20 protein-coding genes are annotated in these 19,189 nt (G+C 58.0%); 14 read left to right on the top strand and 6 right to left on the bottom strand.

The window, feature by feature from the left end; translation table 11 throughout:
* Positions 1-98 precede the first annotated feature (98 nt).
* The 5 genes from F8N85_RS02335 to F8N85_RS02315 all read left to right on the top strand — a co-directional run bounded on the left by F8N85_RS02335 (position 99) and on the right by F8N85_RS02315 (position 4,997).
* Positions 99-455, top strand: coding sequence for a type 1 fimbrial protein (locus tag F8N85_RS02335; RefSeq protein ID WP_191636094.1), 357 nt, complete (start codon positions 99-101; stop codon positions 453-455).
* Positions 456-606: 151 nt separating this feature from the next.
* Positions 607-864 carry a hypothetical protein gene (locus F8N85_RS02330; protein ID WP_150802072.1) on the top strand — a complete coding sequence of 86 codons (258 nt, stop codon included), beginning with the start codon at positions 607-609 and terminating at the stop codon, positions 862-864.
* Positions 865-1,063: 199 nt separating this feature from the next.
* Entirely contained in the window at positions 1,064-2,263 is a 1,200-nt protein-coding gene (locus F8N85_RS02325) for a transporter substrate-binding domain-containing protein (protein ID WP_150802071.1), read from the top strand.
* 30 nt (positions 2,264-2,293) lie between these two features.
* Complete coding sequence (locus F8N85_RS02320) at positions 2,294-3,136, top strand: type 1 glutamine amidotransferase domain-containing protein (RefSeq protein WP_150802070.1); 843 nt, start codon at positions 2,294-2,296, stop codon at positions 3,134-3,136.
* A gap of 286 nt (positions 3,137-3,422) precedes the next feature.
* Complete coding sequence (locus F8N85_RS02315; RefSeq protein WP_150802069.1) at positions 3,423-4,997, top strand: PAS domain-containing methyl-accepting chemotaxis protein; 1,575 nt, start codon at positions 3,423-3,425, stop codon at positions 4,995-4,997.
* A 41-nt stretch (positions 4,998-5,038) separates the two neighbouring features.
* On the opposite strand, the gene F8N85_RS02310 is transcribed toward F8N85_RS02315, so the two are convergent.
* The 5 genes from F8N85_RS02310 to norR all read right to left on the bottom strand — a co-directional run bounded on the left by F8N85_RS02310 (position 5,039) and on the right by norR (position 9,633).
* Entirely contained in the window at positions 5,039-5,788 is a 750-nt protein-coding gene (locus F8N85_RS02310) for a YkgJ family cysteine cluster protein (RefSeq protein WP_150802068.1), read from the bottom strand.
* Positions 5,789-5,881: 93 nt separating this feature from the next.
* Complete coding sequence (locus F8N85_RS02305) at positions 5,882-6,208, bottom strand: hypothetical protein (RefSeq protein ID WP_150802067.1); 327 nt, start codon at positions 6,206-6,208, stop codon at positions 5,882-5,884.
* Between the two features lie 197 nt (positions 6,209-6,405).
* Positions 6,406-6,888: a GNAT family N-acetyltransferase gene (locus F8N85_RS02300; RefSeq protein WP_150802066.1), complete on the bottom strand. Its 483-nt coding sequence runs from the start codon at positions 6,886-6,888 to the stop codon at positions 6,406-6,408.
* Positions 6,889-6,891: 3 nt separating this feature from the next.
* Positions 6,892-7,794 carry a chemotaxis protein CheV gene (locus F8N85_RS02295; RefSeq protein WP_150802065.1) on the bottom strand — a complete coding sequence of 301 codons (903 nt, stop codon included), beginning with the start codon at positions 7,792-7,794 and terminating at the stop codon, positions 6,892-6,894.
* A 282-nt stretch (positions 7,795-8,076) separates the two neighbouring features.
* Positions 8,077-9,633 carry a nitric oxide reductase transcriptional regulator NorR gene (gene norR / locus F8N85_RS02290; protein WP_150802064.1) on the bottom strand — a complete coding sequence of 519 codons (1,557 nt, stop codon included), beginning with the start codon at positions 9,631-9,633 and terminating at the stop codon, positions 8,077-8,079.
* A 156-nt stretch (positions 9,634-9,789) separates the two neighbouring features.
* Here norR and hmpA point away from each other — a divergent pair, with 156 nt between their 5' ends.
* The 9 genes from hmpA to F8N85_RS02240 all read left to right on the top strand — a co-directional run bounded on the left by hmpA (position 9,790) and on the right by F8N85_RS02240 (position 18,222).
* A complete protein-coding gene (hmpA, locus tag F8N85_RS02285) occupies positions 9,790-10,968 on the top strand; it encodes an NO-inducible flavohemoprotein (protein ID WP_150802063.1) in 1,179 nt (392 codons plus the stop codon).
* 282 nt (positions 10,969-11,250) lie between these two features.
* On the top strand, positions 11,251-11,760 hold the full coding sequence (locus tag F8N85_RS02280) for a disulfide bond formation protein B (protein ID WP_150802062.1): 510 nt from the start codon (positions 11,251-11,253) through the stop codon (positions 11,758-11,760).
* An 806-nt stretch (positions 11,761-12,566) separates the two neighbouring features.
* Complete coding sequence (gene cyoA / locus F8N85_RS02270; protein WP_150802061.1) at positions 12,567-13,511, top strand: ubiquinol oxidase subunit II; 945 nt, start codon at positions 12,567-12,569, stop codon at positions 13,509-13,511.
* A 3-nt stretch (positions 13,512-13,514) separates the two neighbouring features.
* Positions 13,515-15,545 carry a cytochrome o ubiquinol oxidase subunit I gene (gene cyoB, locus F8N85_RS02265; protein WP_150802060.1) on the top strand — a complete coding sequence of 677 codons (2,031 nt, stop codon included), beginning with the start codon at positions 13,515-13,517 and terminating at the stop codon, positions 15,543-15,545.
* A 3-nt stretch (positions 15,546-15,548) separates the two neighbouring features.
* Positions 15,549-16,175, top strand: a complete 627-nt coding sequence (locus F8N85_RS02260) for a cytochrome o ubiquinol oxidase subunit III (RefSeq protein ID WP_150802059.1) — start codon at positions 15,549-15,551, stop codon at positions 16,173-16,175.
* The gene (gene cyoD / locus F8N85_RS02255; RefSeq protein WP_150802058.1) at positions 16,176-16,523 is read left to right on the top strand and encodes a cytochrome o ubiquinol oxidase subunit IV; all 348 of its coding nucleotides are present in this window, start codon (positions 16,176-16,178) and stop codon (positions 16,521-16,523) included.
* 10 nt (positions 16,524-16,533) lie between these two features.
* Entirely contained in the window at positions 16,534-17,421 is an 888-nt protein-coding gene (cyoE, locus tag F8N85_RS02250; RefSeq protein WP_150802057.1) for a heme o synthase, read from the top strand.
* A 145-nt stretch (positions 17,422-17,566) separates the two neighbouring features.
* On the top strand, positions 17,567-17,911 hold the full coding sequence (locus F8N85_RS02245) for a toxin (protein ID WP_150802056.1): 345 nt from the start codon (positions 17,567-17,569) through the stop codon (positions 17,909-17,911).
* On the top strand, positions 17,908-18,222 hold the full coding sequence (locus F8N85_RS02240; RefSeq protein ID WP_150802055.1) for a helix-turn-helix domain-containing protein: 315 nt from the start codon (positions 17,908-17,910) through the stop codon (positions 18,220-18,222). The genes F8N85_RS02245 and F8N85_RS02240 overlap by 4 nt, the downstream gene beginning before the upstream one ends.
* Before the next feature lie 177 nt (positions 18,223-18,399).
* Here the strand turns inward: F8N85_RS02240 and F8N85_RS02235 are convergent, their stop codons facing one another.
* Positions 18,400-19,104 carry a hypothetical protein gene (locus tag F8N85_RS02235; RefSeq protein ID WP_150802054.1) on the bottom strand — a complete coding sequence of 235 codons (705 nt, stop codon included), beginning with the start codon at positions 19,102-19,104 and terminating at the stop codon, positions 18,400-18,402.
* Positions 19,105-19,189: the final 85 nt, after the last annotated feature.

Genomic DNA, 19,189 nt, shown 5'->3' with positions numbered 1-19,189 from the left:
GCTGAAACGGCCGGATTAAAGATTTTCTCGCGCAGACGGATAAGCAATTGACCGGGTCAGCATCCTGCCAGGCCCACAGTCATTCAGGGATTGCTTGAGTGAACCATAAAGTGAGATTCCTTGAAATGAATCTGAAGATCGTAGTGTCGAGCGTGCTTTTGTTGCTGTCAGTTGCCCTGAATGCCCACGCCGACGGTAGCTCCGGGCGGATCAACTTTGTCGGGAAAATTGTCGAGCGCGGCTGTGAGGTTGGACAAGCAGGAACGGTGAGTTTCGGCGAGCATTCGCAACACGTAACGGTTACCCCTGAGCTTAGATTGACGGTGAGTACTGCTGGTAATGTGTGCAGGCATGACCTCATTCCTTTCACCGTCAGTTTCGAGCCTTTGACGACATCCAGTGCGAGCGCTGTCTCGCCGGCTGATAAAGGCGTCGTTACCGTGACCTATCGGTAGTGTTTATGGGGAGGGGTTGAGCCCGGGCCGCAGAAAATTTTGCCTGGCGACCGAAGGTCAGCGTGCGGGCGACAGCCGGGCAGGTATACTGCCGCCTTTCGCGGCCCGCCAACCGGGCCCGACTCTTATTTATGCATCACCCGGAGCTTTCATGACTTCCCCTAAACAACCGCCTGCTGCTGACGTCCAGAGCGACGAACAGGCTGACCTGCAAAACAGCGTCGACTCCAGCGCAGAGACCGAAGACAAGGCCACCATCCCCGCGTTCAAGTTCCCGTTCAACCCGGGCGAACTGGCCGCGGCGAAGAATGCCAGCCAGCCGTGGTACAAAAACGGCGCCAAGAACGGTCACACCAAGACCCCGGGCGTAGCGCCTCCCGGCACCCGTCGCTCGATGGGCAAGCGCTGATTCGCGCAGTTTTAGCTGACTTTTCCCTTCCGGAGCAGTAATCAAGCTGCTCCATTCCAGGCCTCGTCCTACGCCAAACCCCGATCCTTCCTGTAGAGGGGGAAACGGTAATTGGTTGAAAGTTCTTTGCCCGTTCAACGTTGCTCATCCCGGAGGAGGTCGTTGCGGGTTCCATTGATCTTTCTGGAAGGGCGCCACGATGATGTCTGGAAAAACCCTAACGACTCTGCTTTTGTCCATGGGCCTGGGTGGCCTGTGTTCGCTTGCTGTCGCAGAAGAACAGAAATGGGCTGAAATCCGCTTCGGGGTCGAAGCCCTGGTTCCACCGTTCGAAAGCCGCAATGCCCAGGGTGAGCTGGTTGGACTGAATATCGAGTTGGGCAACGCCCTATGCGCCGAACTCGCTGCTCGCTGTGTCTGGGTCGATCAGGATTATGCAACCAACATTGCAGCGCTCGAGGCCGGACGTTTCGACGCGATCATGCCGATGTCGGCCACCGCACTGCGTCAACAGAGAATCGACTTTACCGAGAATCTGTACCCGCTCAGCAATCGTCTGGTGACGCTCAAGGATTCGAATTTGCTGCCAGACGCGCAATCGCTCAAAGGCAAACGTGTCGGCGTATTGGCCGGCACCAGCCGGGAAGCCTACGCGCAAACCAGGTGGGCACCTGCCGGGGTAGTGGTTCAGAGTTTCAAACTCAATACCGAGTTGGTCGACAGTCTTCTGGCTGGCGCTATCGATGCGACGCTGCAAGACGCCATTGAAATCTCTGCGGCGTTGCTGGATACGCCCCAAGGCCGTGCTTTCGGTTTTTCCGGGCCGGTGATTACCGACGATCTTCTGGGAAGTGGCGTGGCGATCGGTGTGCGCAAGACCGACCCGGATCTGCGTGAGGCCTTGAATAAAGCCCTTGCGCGTCTAAAACAAAATGGCCAATACGACCCCATCATCAAGCGCTATTTGTCTGAGCCCTCCGACTCATCGACAGTTGCCGTGAGCGGCCTTGGGCCTGTCGCGGCAAACTCACCGCAGTACCGCCCCGGGGAAAAAGGCCAGCCGTTTTCACCCGTTGTACGGGTCGGCGAGACACTTTATCTCTCCGGGATTCTTGGTATCGCCGCCAATGACAAGCTGGTGGCGGGGGGGATTCGCGCCGAAATGACCCAGATCATGAACACCCTGGGTGAGGTGCTCGAGGGCAATGGTTCCTCCCTTGATCACGTGGCGAAGTGCACGGTCATACTCGCAGATATCAACGATTTCTCCGCGATGAATGAGGTGTATGTCAGCTATTTTTCTGCCGGTCGACTTCCTGCCCGTACGACCTTCTCTGCCAGGAAGCTGGTGTTGAATGCGCGCGTCGAAGTTGAATGCCTGGCCGTTATCAAACGCTAGGTTCACGCTCTCAAAATCTGTGGAACGACCATGAAAATACTAACGATGCTGACGCTGACGGTCATGCTCAATGTCATCAGCTTCTTTGCCCACGCCGCCAATGTGTTGGTGGTGTTATCCGATGCCGCGCAACTTGACTTGAAGAACGGCAAGGTCACTCAGACGGGCTTTTTTTTCAACGAGTTGATGCAACCGGTGAAACTGCTTCTCGATGCGGGTCATACGGTGACGTTCGCGACACCCAAAGGCAAAGCGCCGAGCCTGGATCAGGGTTCCGTCAGCAAGTCCTACTTCAACAATGATGTCGACGCCTTTAATGCGCACAAGGCATTGCTGGACCGGCTCAAGATCACTTCGCCAGGCGAGTCGCCGGTGATCAGTCTATCCCGCGTAGAGCAGCTGGGTTATGAGCGCTTTGATGCACTCTATATCCCCGGTGGCCGTGCGCCGATGCAGGATCTGACTCACAGCCCGCTCCTGGGCAAGTTACTGGCGAGTTTCCATGCCCGGGGCAAGCCTACCGCGCTGGTGTGCCATGGGCCTGCGGCGTTGCTCTCGGCGTTGCCTGATGCTGCAGGCTTTGTCGGTCAGCTGGAGTTGGCAGGGCGCGTAACTGCACGCCCCGACTGGATTTATTCAGGCTATAAGATGACGGTCATGAGTAATGTGGAAGAACGGCTGGCTGAAGGTCGCCTCGGCGGAGGGGAAATGAAGTTCCTCCCACAGACGGCTCTAGAGCAGGCGGGTGGTCTATACGGCAGCAACCTTGTGCCCTGGACGGCTAACATGGTGGTCGATCGCGAGTTGATTACCGGTCAGAACCCCGCGTCGACGCTGGACGTCGCGAATGAACTGTTGAAGCGCCTGAGATAGCCTGGATCGTTCCTGCGCTTTTTCGTAGCAATCATCAGATGGCTTCCCTGGTCTGGATATCGTTCCGGTCAGCTGGCGCTAACGCTGGATCGGATCGATCAGTTGCCGGTCGACCAACACCGCTGGGCAAGCGCTCCGTAAAACTTCGTATCAGCGGTAGTTTGTAGTAGTTGGCGCCAATGATGGCTAAATGCCCAGAAATTGAGCCAGATCAGTATGTATGGAATCAGTGCGATTAGAGTCAGCAGCCCCTGCCGACTCTTTCAAAAACACGAGCGCGCTTTTCATGAAGATCAATCTCCCGGTGACGGGGCGATGCCTGGACATTGGTCCTGATGCAAATATTCTATCGACCACCGATCTGACGAGCGCGATCACCTATGCCAACGCCGACTTCATTGAGGTCAGTGGTTATGGCAAGGACGAGTTGTTGGGTTCCCCGCACAATCTGTTACGCCATCCCGATATGCCTGCTGCAGCCTTTGCCCATATGTGGCGAACGCTCAAGAGCGGGCGTTCGTGGATGGGCATAGTGAAAAATCGCTGTAAAAACGGTGATCACTACTGGGTCAGCGCCTATGTCTCTCCGATGACCCGCGGTGGGCAGGCGGTGGAGTATCAGTCGATCCGGACCAAGCCCAGAGCCAGCCAAGTGGAGGCGGCGAAAAAGCTCTATGGGCAGATGGGCGGCGCGGTTTCGCCCGGGTGGCCCGCGTTGGGCTTGAAGGTAAAACTCATGCTCATGCTCAGTCTGGTCATGACCTGTGCCGTGGGCGCCGCGGCCGGGCTGGTGCCGTATTCGCCGTGGTGGGCGCTATTGGCACTGGGGCTCGGCAGTGGCTTGAGTGCGCTGGGTGTCAATCTGCTGCTGCGGCCGCTGGACCGCTTGACCGAGCGCGCCCGAGTGATTGGGGATAACCCTTTGAGCCAGGCGATCTATACCGGTCGACGTGATGAGTTCGGGCAGATCGAATTCGCCTTGCAGATGCTTGAGGCGCAGGTTGGCGCGGTGGTCGGGCGCATTGGCGATGCTTCGCAACGGCTGGTCGGGCATGCGGCGCAACTGGTCGAGCAGCTGCAAAACAGTCAGGACAGCACGCTGGCACAGCAGGCAGAAACCGATCAGGTGGCCGTAGCGATTCATCAAATGGCCACCAGCGTGGCGCAAGTCGCCAGCCATGCCCAGCAGGCCTCCAGGGCCGCTGACGAGGCAGAGAGTGAGACACGCGAAGGTCATCAGTTGGTCGGCGAGAGCCGCAGTGCCGTGCAGTTGCTGGCCAGCGAACTGACCCGCGCCACTGAAGTGATTCATCAACTGGAGAATCACAGCAGCGATATCTCCGCAGTCCTGGAGGTGATCCGCAGCATTGCCGAACAGACCAATCTGCTGGCGCTCAATGCCGCCATCGAAGCCGCTCGTGCGGGCGAGCAGGGGCGCGGGTTCGCGGTAGTGGCCGATGAAGTGCGTAGCCTGGCCCAGCGCACCCAGCAGTCGACCAACGAAATCCAGCGGATGATCAGTACGTTGCAAAATGGCGCGCGGGATGCGGTGGTGGTCATGCAACAAAGCAGCCAGTATGCCGAAAACAGCGTCGGGCATACCCAGCGCGCGGCCACCGCCCTGGACGGCATCAGCCAGCGGGTAAGGCAGATTACCGAGATGAGCCTGCAGATCGCCGCGGCGGTGGAAGAACAAAGCGCGGTGAGCGAAGACATCAACCGCAACATCATCAGCATCCGCACGGCCTGCGAAGTGACGGTGGGTGCCGGCCAGCAGAGCCATATCAACTCCGGCGATGTGGCGGGGCTGGCGGGGGATCTGCAGTTATTGGCGCAGGAGTTCTGGCAGAAAAGGCATTGATTGGAAGAGGTCAGTACAGCCATGAATATCTCGAGTTGTCTCTAGGCTGCCCGCAACGAGATAAACGCATAGTTCACCGGTTCCGCCGTCACCAGTTGAGCCCCGGCCGCCTGTACCTGCTCGGCGATATCGTCCCCGGAAACATGAAACTGCCATTTGCCGGTCGAGGGCGCCAATAGCTGGCCTTCAAACTGCTCAATGGCCAGAGCGAACGCCGCCATATCCGGCAGGTAAGCGGTAAACCCGTCACCTTTGAGCGCCGTGGTGCGAATGCCCAGTCGTTCGCAGATGGCTTCCTTGGTCTGGATGTCGTCCCGGTCAGCCTGGCGCGAACGCTGGATCAGCTCGGCCAGTTGCCGGTCGACCAACTCGCCACCGACAATCAGTTCCGGGCCCTTTTCCCAGGCTTCTGAAGGGCATTCCTTGGCGGTGGGCTTGAGCGCGATGTGCGGATTGATTTCCATCGGGTAGATACGGCAGACCAAAGGCCGGCGTTCATAGATCCGGCAGAGGTTGTCTTCGTCAAGATTCCGGCAGGGACCGACGTTGTAGGCTGCGAAGGTGATCGCGACATGCGCCTCGGTCGCACCGCTGGGCACCACGCAAGAACGTCGCTCGGCATGTTCGCGCTGGGCTAAAGGCAGGCCCAGACCATTACCGAGAAAGCCTTCCACCAGCACGATCACGTTGCCACCGTCCGCCGCCCACTGCCGGGCTTCGGCGAGGGTCAGAGGCACATGGTGGTCGTGGCAGCACTTGCCGCACCCTACACAGGAAAACGTTGTATTCATCGAGCGGCCGGCCGTCATTGATAGGTGTGAGTGGTGACGGGAATACCCACGCAATCACCATGAAGGCCTGTCTGAAAGCAAGTAATGCGCCAGTCACTGGGCCTTGACGGGAAGGGGGATCGAGTCCCACTCGGTGACATAGGCGGTTTTGGTTTTTTTGTTGTACAGGCACAGCTCGGTGCCTGGTTGACCCTTCATGTGCTTTTGCGGGTACTGGCCGTGCAACAGTATCGCGCTGTAGCCCACCCGGTCATCGAACTGTGCGACCTTGCCGACCGGTTTGGCATATTTGAGATGACTGGCCTTGTTACAGCTGGCGAGCACCGCCTTATCGAAAGATGCCCAGGCTTCGGGGCTGGAGGCGTTGGCCTGGGCGGCGAAAGTGGCCAGGCAGATGAGGGGCAGTGTGAGGGCTTTCATGGCGGGGCTTCCTTGGGGCGTCGTTTTGGCGATGTGGGAAGTATGCCTGAGGATTTGTTGTGCGGCTGAGGCCGCCAAGATCGCAGCCTGCGGCAGCTCCTACAGAGAATTGTGTCGAGGCGCCTATCGGTGGCCGGACTCGGTCGGTGCAGGATCTGCGGGGACGCCTGGTTCGCAGCCGCGATCTTTTAGCGGCTTTACGCTAGGACGGGTTCCCTGCGCACCAGTCGCATACCGACACGTTCATAAAGGCGCCGCGCCCGCTGGTTATCTTCCAGTACCTTCAGATCGACAAAACCTTCCCGGCGCTGCTGAAACACCGTGAACGCATGCAACAACAATGCTCGGCCCAGCCCTTGGTCCCGAGCCCGCGGATGTACCACCAGATCCTTGATATAGGCACTGGTCCAGCATTGGACAACGCCAACAAGCCCTTGAGCATCGGAGGCGATAAAGCACAGTGCCGGGTCGTACTCGGCATCGGTTTCGAAATGTTCGCGCCAGATACCCAGCGCCGGCACACGCCCGCCGCCGTGCTGATAGCCGAGCTCCATCAGCCCGTGAACCGCCTCGGCAAGCGCCGGACGGTATTCGGTCAGGCTGATGCCGTTCGGCCAGATGACCGGTGGCAAAACCTCAGTGAGGTCGCGCCGCAGCAGCAGGCAGAAGTCCTCGGCCACGGCTCAATTTCCCTGGGCTGCGACAGCCTTGGCGGCCTCGATCAGGCACTTGGTCAGTTCCGGCGAGGAGAACTTGGTCAACACCGCGTTGGCCCCGGCCAGACGGGCTTTTTCGCTGTTCATCGCGCTGTCCAGGGAGGTGTGCAGCAACACGTAGAGGTGGGCGAAGTCCGGAGTCTCGCGCAGGGTACGGGTGAGGGCGTACCCGTCCATCTCCGACATCTCGATGTCCGAGACGATCAGGTTGATCTGTTGATCGGTGCCCTGCAGTTCCAGCAGGCAGTCGATGGCTTCCCTGGCGCTGCGTGCGGTGTGGCATTGCAGGCCGAGGGTGCGCAGGGTATGTACCGATTGTTGCAGCGCCACCTGGCTGTCATCGACCACCAGAATCCGCGCATTGCCCAACACTTCGGCGTCTTCCATGCTCAGTTCGGTCGGTGCCGTTTCGATTTGCGCCGGGGCGATGCCGTGGATGACTTTCTCGATATCCAGCACTTGCACCAGGGTACCGTCGACAGAAGTCACGCCGGTGATGTACGACTTGACGCCGCCAGCACCGTAAGGCGGTGGACGAATATCGGTGGTCAGGCAATGCACGATCTTGCTCACGGCCTGAACGTGCAGACCCTGCTTGGAGCGGCTGACGTCGGTGACAATCAGGCAACCACCGTCCGGGTCGACCAGCGGCCGTTCACCAATCGCCCGGCTCAGGTCGATCACCGACAGCGAAGCGCCGCGCAGGGTGGTAATGCCTTTGACGTGGGGGTGCGACTCCGGCAGCCGGGTCAGCGGTGGGCAGGGGATGATCTCACTGACTTTCAGCAGGTTGATCGCCATCAGCTTGCCGCTGCGCAAGGTAAACAGCAGAAGCGAGAGTGAATCTGCGCGGGCTTTGGTGGAGGACATATAAACCTTCTGTGGAAAAGGTGGTTCTCGGTGACGGCACCGTGAACAGCGATCGATGACGGGTTATCGACTTGTTGCGGGCTGGCTTTAGGACTATTGGCAGCAATCTGGACCTGTGGCGAGGGGGCTTGCCCCCGTTGGAGCGCGCAGCGGTCCTAGAACCTGCAAACGCGTTGTATCAGGCACACGGTGCTCACTGATTTTACGACCGCTGCGCGGCCGAGCGGGGGCAAGCCCCCTCGCCACACAAGCCCTCGCCACAATGATGTGTTCGGCGTGCGATCACTTCATCCCCAACCTTTTGGCCATCCGCCCAAGGTTCGCCCTGTCCAAGCCTAGCTCACGGGCGGCGCTTGCCCAGTTGTGCTGATGTCGCTCAAGGCAGGCAGTGATCAGTTGGCGCTGGTAGTTCTCAGTGGCCTGGCGCAGGTCCCCGGCGACGCCGAGTATATGCTCGGGAGCAGCGGCAGACTCTGGTGCGGGTACTCGCACCGTGACATTCGGCAAGTCCAGATCCGCCGCACTGAGGCTGAGGATCTTCGGCCGGTCCTTGCAATTGCCCAGCGCTTTCAGCGCACTGCGGCCAATCAAATGTTCGAGTTCGCGGACATTCCCCGGCCAGGCATAAGCCAGTAGCGCCGCCTGGGCGTCGCTGGTCAGGCGCAGGCTATTGAGGCCCATGCGCGAGCGATTCTGCTCCAGGAAGAAGCCGCTGAGCAGCAACACATCACGACCGCGATCACGCAACGCCGGCACCAGGAGTGGGTAAACACTGAGACGATGATAAAAATCGGCCCGGTAGCGACCGCTGCGCACTTCTTCGGCCAGATCGCGGTTGGTGGCGGCAATCAGGCGCACATCGACCTGATGCTCCTTGTCCGAGCCCAGGCGTTGCAACTGGCCGCTTTGCAGCACCCGCAGCAACTTGGCCTGCACCGTCAGCGACAACTCGCCGACCTCATCGAGAAACAGCGTGCCGCCGTTGGCCAGTTCGAACTTGCCGCGGCGGTCGTTCATCGCGCCAGTGAAGGCGCCGCGCACATGGCCGAACAATTCGCTTTCCACCAGGGTCTCCGGCAGGGCGGCGCAGTTAAGGCTGATGATCGGTTTGTCGGCGCGCGGCGAGGCGGCATGAATCGCCTGGGCCACCAGTTCCTTGCCGACCCCGGTTTCACCGGTGATCAGCACCGTCAGATCGCTGCCGCCGACCAGTTTGATCTCTTCCACCAGGCGTTTGTGGGTTTTGCTTTGGCCGATCATTTCGCGATTTTGCTGGCCGCTGGCCTGGCGGTAGACCTCGGCCCGTTGATGTTCGTCTTCGACTCGCAGGGCCAGGCGTTCGATGCGCTCGGCAGCATTCACCGTCGCCGCGGCAAGGCTGGCAAAGGCTTGCAGGGCGTCCAGTTCAATGGGCTGGAAGCGCTGCGGGTCCAGCGCATCGAGGGTCAGCAGACCCCAGGGGCGTTCATCGATAAACAGCGGGCAGCCCATGCAGTCGTGGACTTCCAGGTGCTCGTCCAGACCGTCCACCAAGCCGTCATAGGGATCCGGCATGTCGCTGTCGCTGGCAAAGCGGGTCGGCCCGGGGCTGCTGAGCAACGCCTCGAAGCGTGGATGTTCGCTGACTTTGAAACGTCGGCCCAGGGTGTCCGGGCTGAGGCCATCCACCGCCAGTGGTACCAGCCATTCGCCGTCGAGACGCAGCAGCGCGGCGGCGTCGCAGGGCAGCAGCGCGCGCATGGCTTCGAGCAGGCGGCGATAGCGCTCACCCTCCGGCAGTTCGCGGGACAGGTCGGAGACCAGGGGGAGCAGGGTGGTAAGTAATGATTTCGCAGTCATATTGACTCCATATAGTCACGATGACTATAAGTCATCGGTTGTCGATATGACTACTTGTTTGTCAACTCATTGATTTATATGGTTGTAATTGTTGGCACGGAAACTGATAGGTAGAGGGTAATCAGCTAGTAATCAAAAAAGCTCAGGAGTCGCCCTATGCTTAGCGTTCAAGACCGTGCCATCGTCAAATCAACCGTCCCGCTGCTGGAAAGCGGGGGTGAAGCGTTGATCACTCACTTCTATCGCATGATGCTCTCCGAATACCCTGAAGTGCGCCCGCTGTTCAACCAGGCCCACCAGAGCAGCGGCGATCAGCCGCGAGCACTGGCCAACGGCGTATTGATGTACGCGCGGCATATCGACCAGTTGGACCAATTGGGCGATCTGGTGGCGAAGATCATCAACAAGCACGTTGCCCTGCAAATTCTCCCCGAACACTACCCGATCGTCGGCAGTTGCCTGTTGCGGGCCATCTCTGAAGTACTCGGCAGCGAAATTGCCACCCCGCAAGTCATGAGCGCCTGGGGCGCGGCCTATAACCAGTTGGCCGAGATCCTGATCGGTGCCGAAACCGCAATCTACGACCAGAAGGCCGAAGCACCGGGCGGCTGGCGCGGGGAGCGGGAGTTCATATTGGCCGCGCGGGTCGAGGAGAGTTCGGAAATCACTTCGTTCTACTTCGAACCGGCAGACAAAGGCCCGATCCTCGCGGCGGAACCTGGCCAGTACATCGGCATGAAGCTGCTTCTCGATGGCGAAGAGATTCGTCGCAATTACTCGTTGTCGGCCCTGGCTGACGCCGGTCAGTACCGCATCAGCGTCAAGCGCGAGGCCGGCGGTCGTGCTTCCAATTATCTGCATGACCAGTTCCAGGTGGGCGCGAGCATCATGCTGTTTCCACCGGCCGGCGAGTTCACCCTGACGGCCAGCGACAAGCCGCTGGTGCTGATCAGCGGCGGAGTCGGCATCACCCCGACCTTGCCGATGCTGGAAGCGGCACTGGCAAGCAAGCGCCCGGTGCACTTCATTCACTGCGCGCGCAATGGTGGCGTTCACGCCTTCCGCGATTGGGTCGATGGCCTGGCCGAGCTTCACCCGCAACTCAAGCGCTTCTACTGCTACGCCGAAGATGACGGGGTCAGCCCGGCGGCGGACCAGGTCGGATTGTTGAGCCAGGAGCAACTGGCTGACTGGCTGCCTGAAGAACGCGATCTGGACGCCTATTTCCTCGGCCCCAAAGGCTTCATGGGCGTGATCAAGCGTCACCTCAAGGCCTTGGGCGTTCCAGAGAAGCAAAGCCGTTACGAGTTCTTCGGCCCGGCTGCGGCGCTGTAATAAGCTAAAAATGCGGTGAGTCAGACTCACCGTGTCGCCCCATTCGCGAGCAGGCTCGCTCCCACATCTGACCGCGTCCAGACACAAACTCTGTGTACGACGCGGTTCTAATGTGGGAGCGAGCCTGCTCGCGATAGCGTCATCCGCTTCAACACACCTCTCCTGTTTAATCCCCCGTTAATGCCCCTGCCGTTAATTCCCTCCTGTAAAACCACCACACTGCCGTCGCGCGGTAAACTAGCTTATCGATGACTACCAACACTTCAGCAAAGGGATACGGGGATGAGTGAAGAAACACTGCGTTTGGGACGCGAGCGACGATTCCTGGTCTTGCTCGGCCTGATCTGCCTGGCGCTGATCGGCGGCGCGTTGTACATGCAGGTGGCATTGGGCGAGGCACCTTGTCCGCTGTGTATCCTGCAGCGCTATGCGCTGTTGCTGATCGCGATCTTCGCTTTCATCGGTGCGGCGATGCGCAGCCGACGCAGCATTACCGTGCTCGAAGGGCTGGTGGTGTTCAGCGCCATCGCTGGCGCCGCCGTCGCCGGGCATCACGTGTACACCCAGTTCTACCCGACGGTCAGCTGCGGGATCGATGTCCTGCAGCCAATCGTCGACAGCCTGCCGCTGGCGTCGATCTTTCCGCTGGGCTTTCAGGTCGACGGTTTCTGCTCGACGCCTTACCCGCCGATCCTGGGTCTGTCCCTGGCGCAGTGGGCGCTGGTGGCCTTTGTACTGACTATCGTGCTGGTGCCATTGGGCGTTTCCCGAAACCGCAGGAGCATCCGTTAAGCCTCATCTGTGAGTCACATTGAAAACGCCCCGGTCCTCCTTGCGAGTACCGGGGCGTTTTGCGTTTAAGGGGGTTTGGAAAAAGAACATGATTTCGCTCAAGGAAATGCACTGCACACGTGCGACACGTTGTCACACGCAAGATGTGGCAAAACATTTCAAGAGCCTGGCTCGGGACCAGGAGATCGAGCCGATCACCTCCACATCACTGTCGATTTCCCCATAGTCGTAAAGTGATACCAGTCAGATTTAACAGGATTTGCCAGATTGCCACAGGCCCCGTTTTCGCAGGCCTTGGGACAAATCAATCGACCCTTGGCGATAAAAAAACTGTCTGAAATGAGCAGGTTAGACCTACATTTTATGTGGTTCTATTTGAGAATGAAAATCGATACGCTTATTTGGCTTCGTAATAATCGTTCCCGATTGTTGCTGGATCCGATATTAATTATTTCGAGATGAGACATGGTTTCTAAAACGTTACATATCTACAATCGCCCGCACTGAATTTCCGGCGCTGCTCATCCCTGAGCATACGAGGGCGGTCGAGGAGCGGTTTGCGAGCTCCATAGGACCCCAGGTGTCGGCACCTTCCAGCTATCCGCACCAAATGGAATTGGTCTGTAAAAAGGCCTTTGACCCAGAAATCGAATAAGAACTCACCGCTAGCCCGGGATTTGTCGATCAGCGCTTAGCGCTTCGGGCAGGCCCTTATTCAATCGAAGAAAAATGCCAACCCTTGGCAGGGTGAAGTGTTGGCGATCAAAACCCAACTGCATTGCGCAAGCTGCTTTAGAGGTCGTGAGATGAGTAAAAACAGGTACCCCAGATTCCTAGGCTTATTGCCGCTGCTCGGCACGTTGTTGCTGAGTGGTTGCAACATGACCTTGCTCGATCCCAAGGGCCAGGTCGGCCTGGACGAGCGAAACCTGATCATCACCGCAACGCTGCTGATGCTGTTGGTCGTCGTGCCGGTCATCTTCATGACCTTCCTGTTCGCCTGGAAATACCGCGCTTCCAACAAAGACGCCGTCTACACGCCGAAGTGGTCGCACTCCACCAAGATCGAAGTCACGATCTGGACCATTCCGGTGCTGATCATCATTGCCCTGGGATACATCACCTACGAGTCGACCCATGCACTGGACCCGTATCGTCCGCTGGAGTCCGACGTCAAGCCGATCACCATCGAAGTGGTCGCCATGGACTGGAAGTGGCTGTTCATTTATCCGGAACAAGGCATCGCCACCGTTAACAAGATCGTGTTCCCGGCCCACACGCCGATCAACTTCAAGGTCACCTCCGACACCGTGATGAACTCTTTCTTCATCCCGGGCCTGGGCGGCCAGATCTATGCGATGGCGGGCATGCAGACCAAGTTGCACCTGATTGCCAACCAGAACGCTGAACTCGACGGTATCTCCGCCAACTACAGCGGCGCGGGTTTCACCGGCATGAAGTTCAAAGCTATCGCCACGTCTCAGGCGGATTTCGATGCCTGGGTCAGTGATGTCAAGAAGGCACCTAAACAGCTTGAAAAAGCTGAATACGAAGCCCTTTCCAAACCAAGCCAGAACAACCCTGTCGAGCTCTACTCCTCGTTCACGCCGAACCTGTTCCAGACCATCGTCGACAAGTATGAAGGCATGAAACCGGGCAAGCCGATGCACCACGAGAAGAAAGAGAAAGAAGTGGCCCACATGGAAGGGATGGACATGAGTTCGCATTCAGCTGCCGGGGCAGAGGAGTAATCGATGTTAGGTAAATTAAGTTGGGAAGCGGTCCCGTTCCACGAACCGATCGTGATGATAACCATCGCCATGATCGCGCTCGGTGGTCTGGCGGTATTCGCTGCAATCACCTACTTCAAGAAGTGGACCTACCTGTGGTCCGAGTGGCTGACCTCGGTCGACCACAAGAAAATCGGTGTGATGTACATCATCGTGGCCATGATCATGCTACTGCGTGGTTTTGCCGACGCCATCATGATGCGCACCCAGTTGGCCATGGCCACCGAAGGTTCGCCTGGCTACCTGCCACCTGAACACTATGACCAGATTTTCACCGCTCACGGTGTGATCATGATCATCTTCATGGCGATGCCATTCTTCACCGGCCTGATGAACCTTGCAGTGCCGCTGCAGATCGGCGCGCGTGACGTTGCCTATCCGTTCCTGAACTCCCTGAGCTTCTGGTTGCTGGTGTCCGGCGTGGTGCTGATCAACCTGTCCCTGGGAGTTGGCGAATTTGCCAAGACCGGCTGGGTTGCCTATCCGCCGTTGTCGGGGCTGCAATACAGTCCGGGCGTCGGGATGGATTACTACATCTGGGCGCTACAGCTATCCGGGCTAGGTACGACGCTGACGGGGGTCAACTTCCTGGCCACCGTGCTGAAAATGCGTACCCCGGGCATGAAGCTGATGGACATGCCGATCTTCACCTGGACCTGCACCTGGGCCAACGTCCTGATCGTCGCTTCCTTCCCGATCCTGACCGCTACTCTGGCTTTGCTGACGCTTGACCGTTACATGGATTTCCACATTTTCACCAATGAACTTGGTGGCAATCCAATGATGTACGTCAACCTGTTCTGGGCCTGGGGTCACCCCGAGGTATACATCCTGATTCTGCCGGCGTTCGGGATCTTCTCCGAAGTCATTTCGACCTTCTCCGGCAAGAAACTGTTCGGCCACCACTCGATGATCTACGCCAGCGGCGCGATCTCGATCCTGGGCTTCATGGTCTGGCTGCACCACTTCTTCACCATGGGTTCGGGTGCCAGCGTCAACGCCTTCTTCGGTCTGGCGACGATGCTGATTTCGATCCCGACGGGGGTGAAGCTATTCAACTGGCTGTTCACCATCTACCAGGGCCGTCTGCGTTTCACCAGCCAGGTACTGTGGACCCTGGGCTTCATGGTGACCTTCGCCATTGGCGGCATGACCGGCGTACTGCTGGCCATTCCGGGGGCTGACTTCGTCCTGCACAACAGCCTGTTCGTGATCGCTCACTTCCACAACGTGATCATCGGCGGCGCCGTGTTCGGTTACATCGCCGGCTTCAGCTTCTACTTCCCGAAAGCGTTCGGCTTCAAGCTGCACGAAGGTTGGGGCAAGGCAGCGTTCTGGTTCTGGATCTCGGGCTTCTTCGTCGCGTTCATGCCGCTCTATGTACTGGGTTTCATGGGCATGACCCGTCGTCTGAACTCCAGCACCAACCCTGAGTGGGTGCCTTACCTGTACGTCGCGTTGTTCGGTGCGGTGATGATCGCTATCGGTATCGCCTGCCAACTGATCCAGCTCTACGTCAGCGTGCGTGATCGCAAGCTGCCACAGAACGCGTGCGAACACGGCGACCCGTGGAATGCCCACACGCTGGAATGGTCGACCTCGTCGCCACCACCGTTCTACAACTTTGCCGTGCTGCCGAAAGCCGACTGCATCGACCCGTTCACCGAGGCCAAGGAAAACGGTACTGCGTACAAGGCGCCAAACCGTTACGAACCGATCCACATGCCAAACAACACTGCGACTGGTGTGGTCATGGGGGCTCTGTTGACGGTGTTCGGTTTCGCGATGATCTGGCACATCTGGTGGTTGGCCATCTTCGGTCTGGTCGGCACTGTTGTGTACTTCGTGATCCACGCTGCTCGTGATGACCAGGGCTACATGGTGCCGGTTGAAACAATCGAGCGCATCGAAGCCGAGCAGCACAAGCGTCTGGTAGCGGCCAAAGCGATTCCGGCCACCGCCACCCGTGTTGAAACCTCGTTGGAACAGGCTTAAACCATGTCGAACTTAGTGACCAATGTTGGACACGCTCATGATCTTGACCATGGGCACGATGACCATCACCACGACTCGGGCGAGATGACCATATTCGGTTTCTGGCTCTACCTGATGACCGACTGCATTCTGTTTGCGTCGATCTTCGCGGTGTACGCGGTACTGGTTAACAACGTAGCGGGTGGCCCGTCGGGCCACGACATCTTCGAGCTGCCCTACGTGCTGGGCGAAACCGCTCTGCTGCTGTTCAGCTCGATTACCTACGGCTTTGCCATGCTGGCGTTGTTCAAGGGCAAGAAGAACCAGGTGCTGGGCTGGCTGGGCATGACCTTCCTGTTCGGCGCCGGCTTCATCGGCATGGAGATCAACGAGTTCCACGTACTGATCGCCGAAGGCTACGGCCCTAGCCGCAGCGGCTTCCTGTCCGGGTTCTTCACCCTGGTCGGCACCCACGGTCTGCACGTGACCAGCGGTCTGATCTGGATGGCGATCATGATGTATCAGGTGCAGAAAAACGGCCTGACGGCGACCAACAAGACCCGTCTGAGCTGCCTGAGCCTGTTCTGGCACTTCCTGGACGTGGTGTGGATCTGCGTATTCACGGTTGTTTATCTGATGGGGACTATGTAAATGGCTAACGCAGCACATTCCCACACTGGCCACGATTGCCACGACGCCGGCCACGGCAGCGTCAAGTCCTACGCCATCGGCTTCATCCTCTCGGTGATCCTCACCGTCATTCCGTTCGGCCTGGTGATGTACCCATCCCTGCCGAAAGACGTGACCCTGTGGATCGTTCTGGCCTTCGCCGTGATCCAGGTGCTCGTTCACCTGGTCTACTTCCTCCACCTGGACCGCTCCCTCGCCCAGCGTAACAACGTGATCGCGTTCGTCTTCGCTGCCCTGGTGATCGTCCTGTTGGTAGGCCTGTCGTTGTGGATCATGTTCAGCATCCACTCCAACATGATGGCGCACTGAGGAACTCCGGATGTCCTTTAAGCACTTTATCCAAATCACCAAACCGGGGATCATTTTCGGTAACGTGCTTTCTGTGGCAGGCGGGTTCTTCCTGGCCTCGAAAGGGCATGTCGACATTGCCATTTTCCTGGCAGCGATGATCGGTACTTCGCTGGTAGTGGCGTCCGGTTGCGTGTTCAACAACTGCATCGACCGCGACATCGACCTGAAGATGGAACGCACGAAAAACCGCGTGCTGGTCCAGGGCCTGATCTCCCTGAAACTGGCATTGGCTTTTGCGACCGTCCTTGGTGTTTTCGGCGTTGCACTGTTGTACAAGGTGGCCAACCCGCTGGCCGCTTTGTTCGCAGTGATCGGCTTCGTCATCTACGTCGGCTTCTACAGCCTGTACCTCAAGCGCAAGTCGGTTCACGGCACGCTGGTGGGTAGCCTGTCGGGGGCGATGCCACCGGTGATCGGCTACGTCGCGGTGAGCAACAGCTTCGACATGGCCGCGTTGACGTTGCTGGTGATGTTCAGCCTGTGGCAGATGCCGCATTCCTACGCCATTGCGATCTTCCGCTTCAACGATTACCTGGCAGCATCGATTCCGGTGCTGCCAGTGAAGCGCGGAATTGAAGTGGCCAAGCGGCACATCCTGCTCTACATCCTGGCGTTCCTCGTCGCCACCTTGATGCTGACCTTCAGCGGCTACGCCGGCATGAGCTACCTCGCCGTCGCTGCCGCCATGGGCATGTACTGGCTGTACATGGCCTGGACCGGCTACAAGGCGGTGGATGATCGAGTCTGGGCGCGCAAGCTGTTCGTGTTCTCGATCTTCACCATTACTGCTTTGAGCGTGATGATGTCGTTGGACTTCCAAGTGCCGAATGACTTGTTGCTGACTTACGCACCTTGAGTGTCTGACACTGTAAAAAAAGCCCCGCCTTCGATGTGAAGAGCGGGGCTTTTTTTGGGCTGAACGTAGCGCGCTAGCTGCCGACAGCTTGTCTGGTGCTGAATCATTGCTTGTGAAACCATACGCAAATTGATTATAGTTTGTTATGCGAACGGTTTTTTTTGAAACATCATCCTTTACCGCCACCGTCGGCAATTATCTGACGGACGATGAATATCGCAGGCTTCAAGCCGAGATGCAGTTGAACCCATTAGCTGGCGATGTCATGCCGCGCACGGGGGGATTCCGCAAACTGCGCTGGTCAGACGGACGCCGTGGGAAAGGTAAGCGCGGTGGATTGCGGGTCATCTATTATTGGCTTATGAATAATGGCCAGTTCTGGATGTTTGCGATTTACGACAAGGATGAGCTCGAAAATTTGACTGCCGACCAAGAGAAGGCGCTCAAGAAAGCCATAGAAGCAGAGTTGAAAACACGAGGCACCCAATGAAAAAGCGCGATCTGTTTGCAGAAATGATGCAGGGCGTAACCGAAATGGCGGCGCAGCGCGAAGGCAAGATCACTCTTCGCCAGAATACGGTAGAGGAAAAGCCTGCTCCCGAGGTTTCCGCGCAAGAGATCGTGGCGCTTCGCGGGAAGCTGCATATGTCCCAGACAGTCTTTGCCAGGCGTATACGCACTAGCCCAAGCACCTTGAGAAACTGGGAGCAGGACAAATCGAAACCCAATGCCCAGGCTGCGCTGTTGATCAAACTGGTGGAGAAATTTCCCGATATGGTTGATCGGTTGGGGACTGTGTAAAGCGTAGCCATCATTGCTGAATTCTGACTCTACAAAAAACCCCGCCTTCGGTGTGAAGAGCGGGGCTTTTTTTACGCGATAGAAGCAAAAGATCGCAGCCTGCGGCAGCTCCTACGGGACCGTGTGTTCTTGCAATGTCACAGCTGGCGCAGCCTGCGATCTTTTGATCTTCCAGCGTTATTGCTGAACGATGCTGTAACCGTCGAACGCGTTCTGTTGCTGCAGGGCGGCGATCACGCTTTTGCGGGTAACCGGCTGTTCAGTGCCTTCGTTGTCGATGAAGGTCTCGGTTTCCAGCTCGGCCTGATCACCTTCGCCGACGAACGCAAAACCGAGGAACTCGAAGGCTTCACGGTCTACGTTCGGCTTGGAGCGAGGTGTGCGCAGGGGCAGGGTGACGCTCGTGCCGTCCTTGCTGATGACGAACACTTCGACTTCTTTCTTGGCGCGAGCCGTTTTGGCTTTGCCGCTGCTGGGGTTGCTGACCGCTTGATGGGTCTGGTTCAGCACTTTCAGCGCCAAGCCATACACCAGCTCCTGGAACTCAGGATCGTCTTTGAAGCTGGACAGAATCCGGCTGATGGAGAACTTTGTGCTCAAGTCTTCCAGAGCGGCGCTGTCGGCGGCCTCTGCGTCTTTAAGCTGTTTCAACTCGCCCATCAGATCGTAGGCTTTGTCGTCGTCAAACTGGTCATGTGCCCGGCGAATCGCAATGCGTAAGTCACGAATCTGATCGCTTTCCTTCGATGTGTGAAAAGCATCAAGCACCATTTCACTGATGATCTTGGCCTGCGGCACATGCTGCGAAAGATTGATGGCGTTTTCGTATTCGACTTTGGACGACAAGTTGACTACGGATTCATCGGTGTTGGAATCAGGCATTGAAATTTCACTACTTCATTTAACAAGGTTGAGACGGGAATAGCGCCGGGCATTTTCAGCGCGGCTGTGCAGCGGCGTCAAGGAA

The sequence above is a fragment of the Pseudomonas fluorescens genome (genome assembly GCF_902497875.1).
Classification (GTDB): domain Bacteria; phylum Pseudomonadota; class Gammaproteobacteria; order Pseudomonadales; family Pseudomonadaceae; genus Aquipseudomonas; species Aquipseudomonas fluorescens_BR.
Note: the sequence above shows the minus strand (reverse complement) of the source record. Positions and strands in the feature narration are given on the sequence as shown.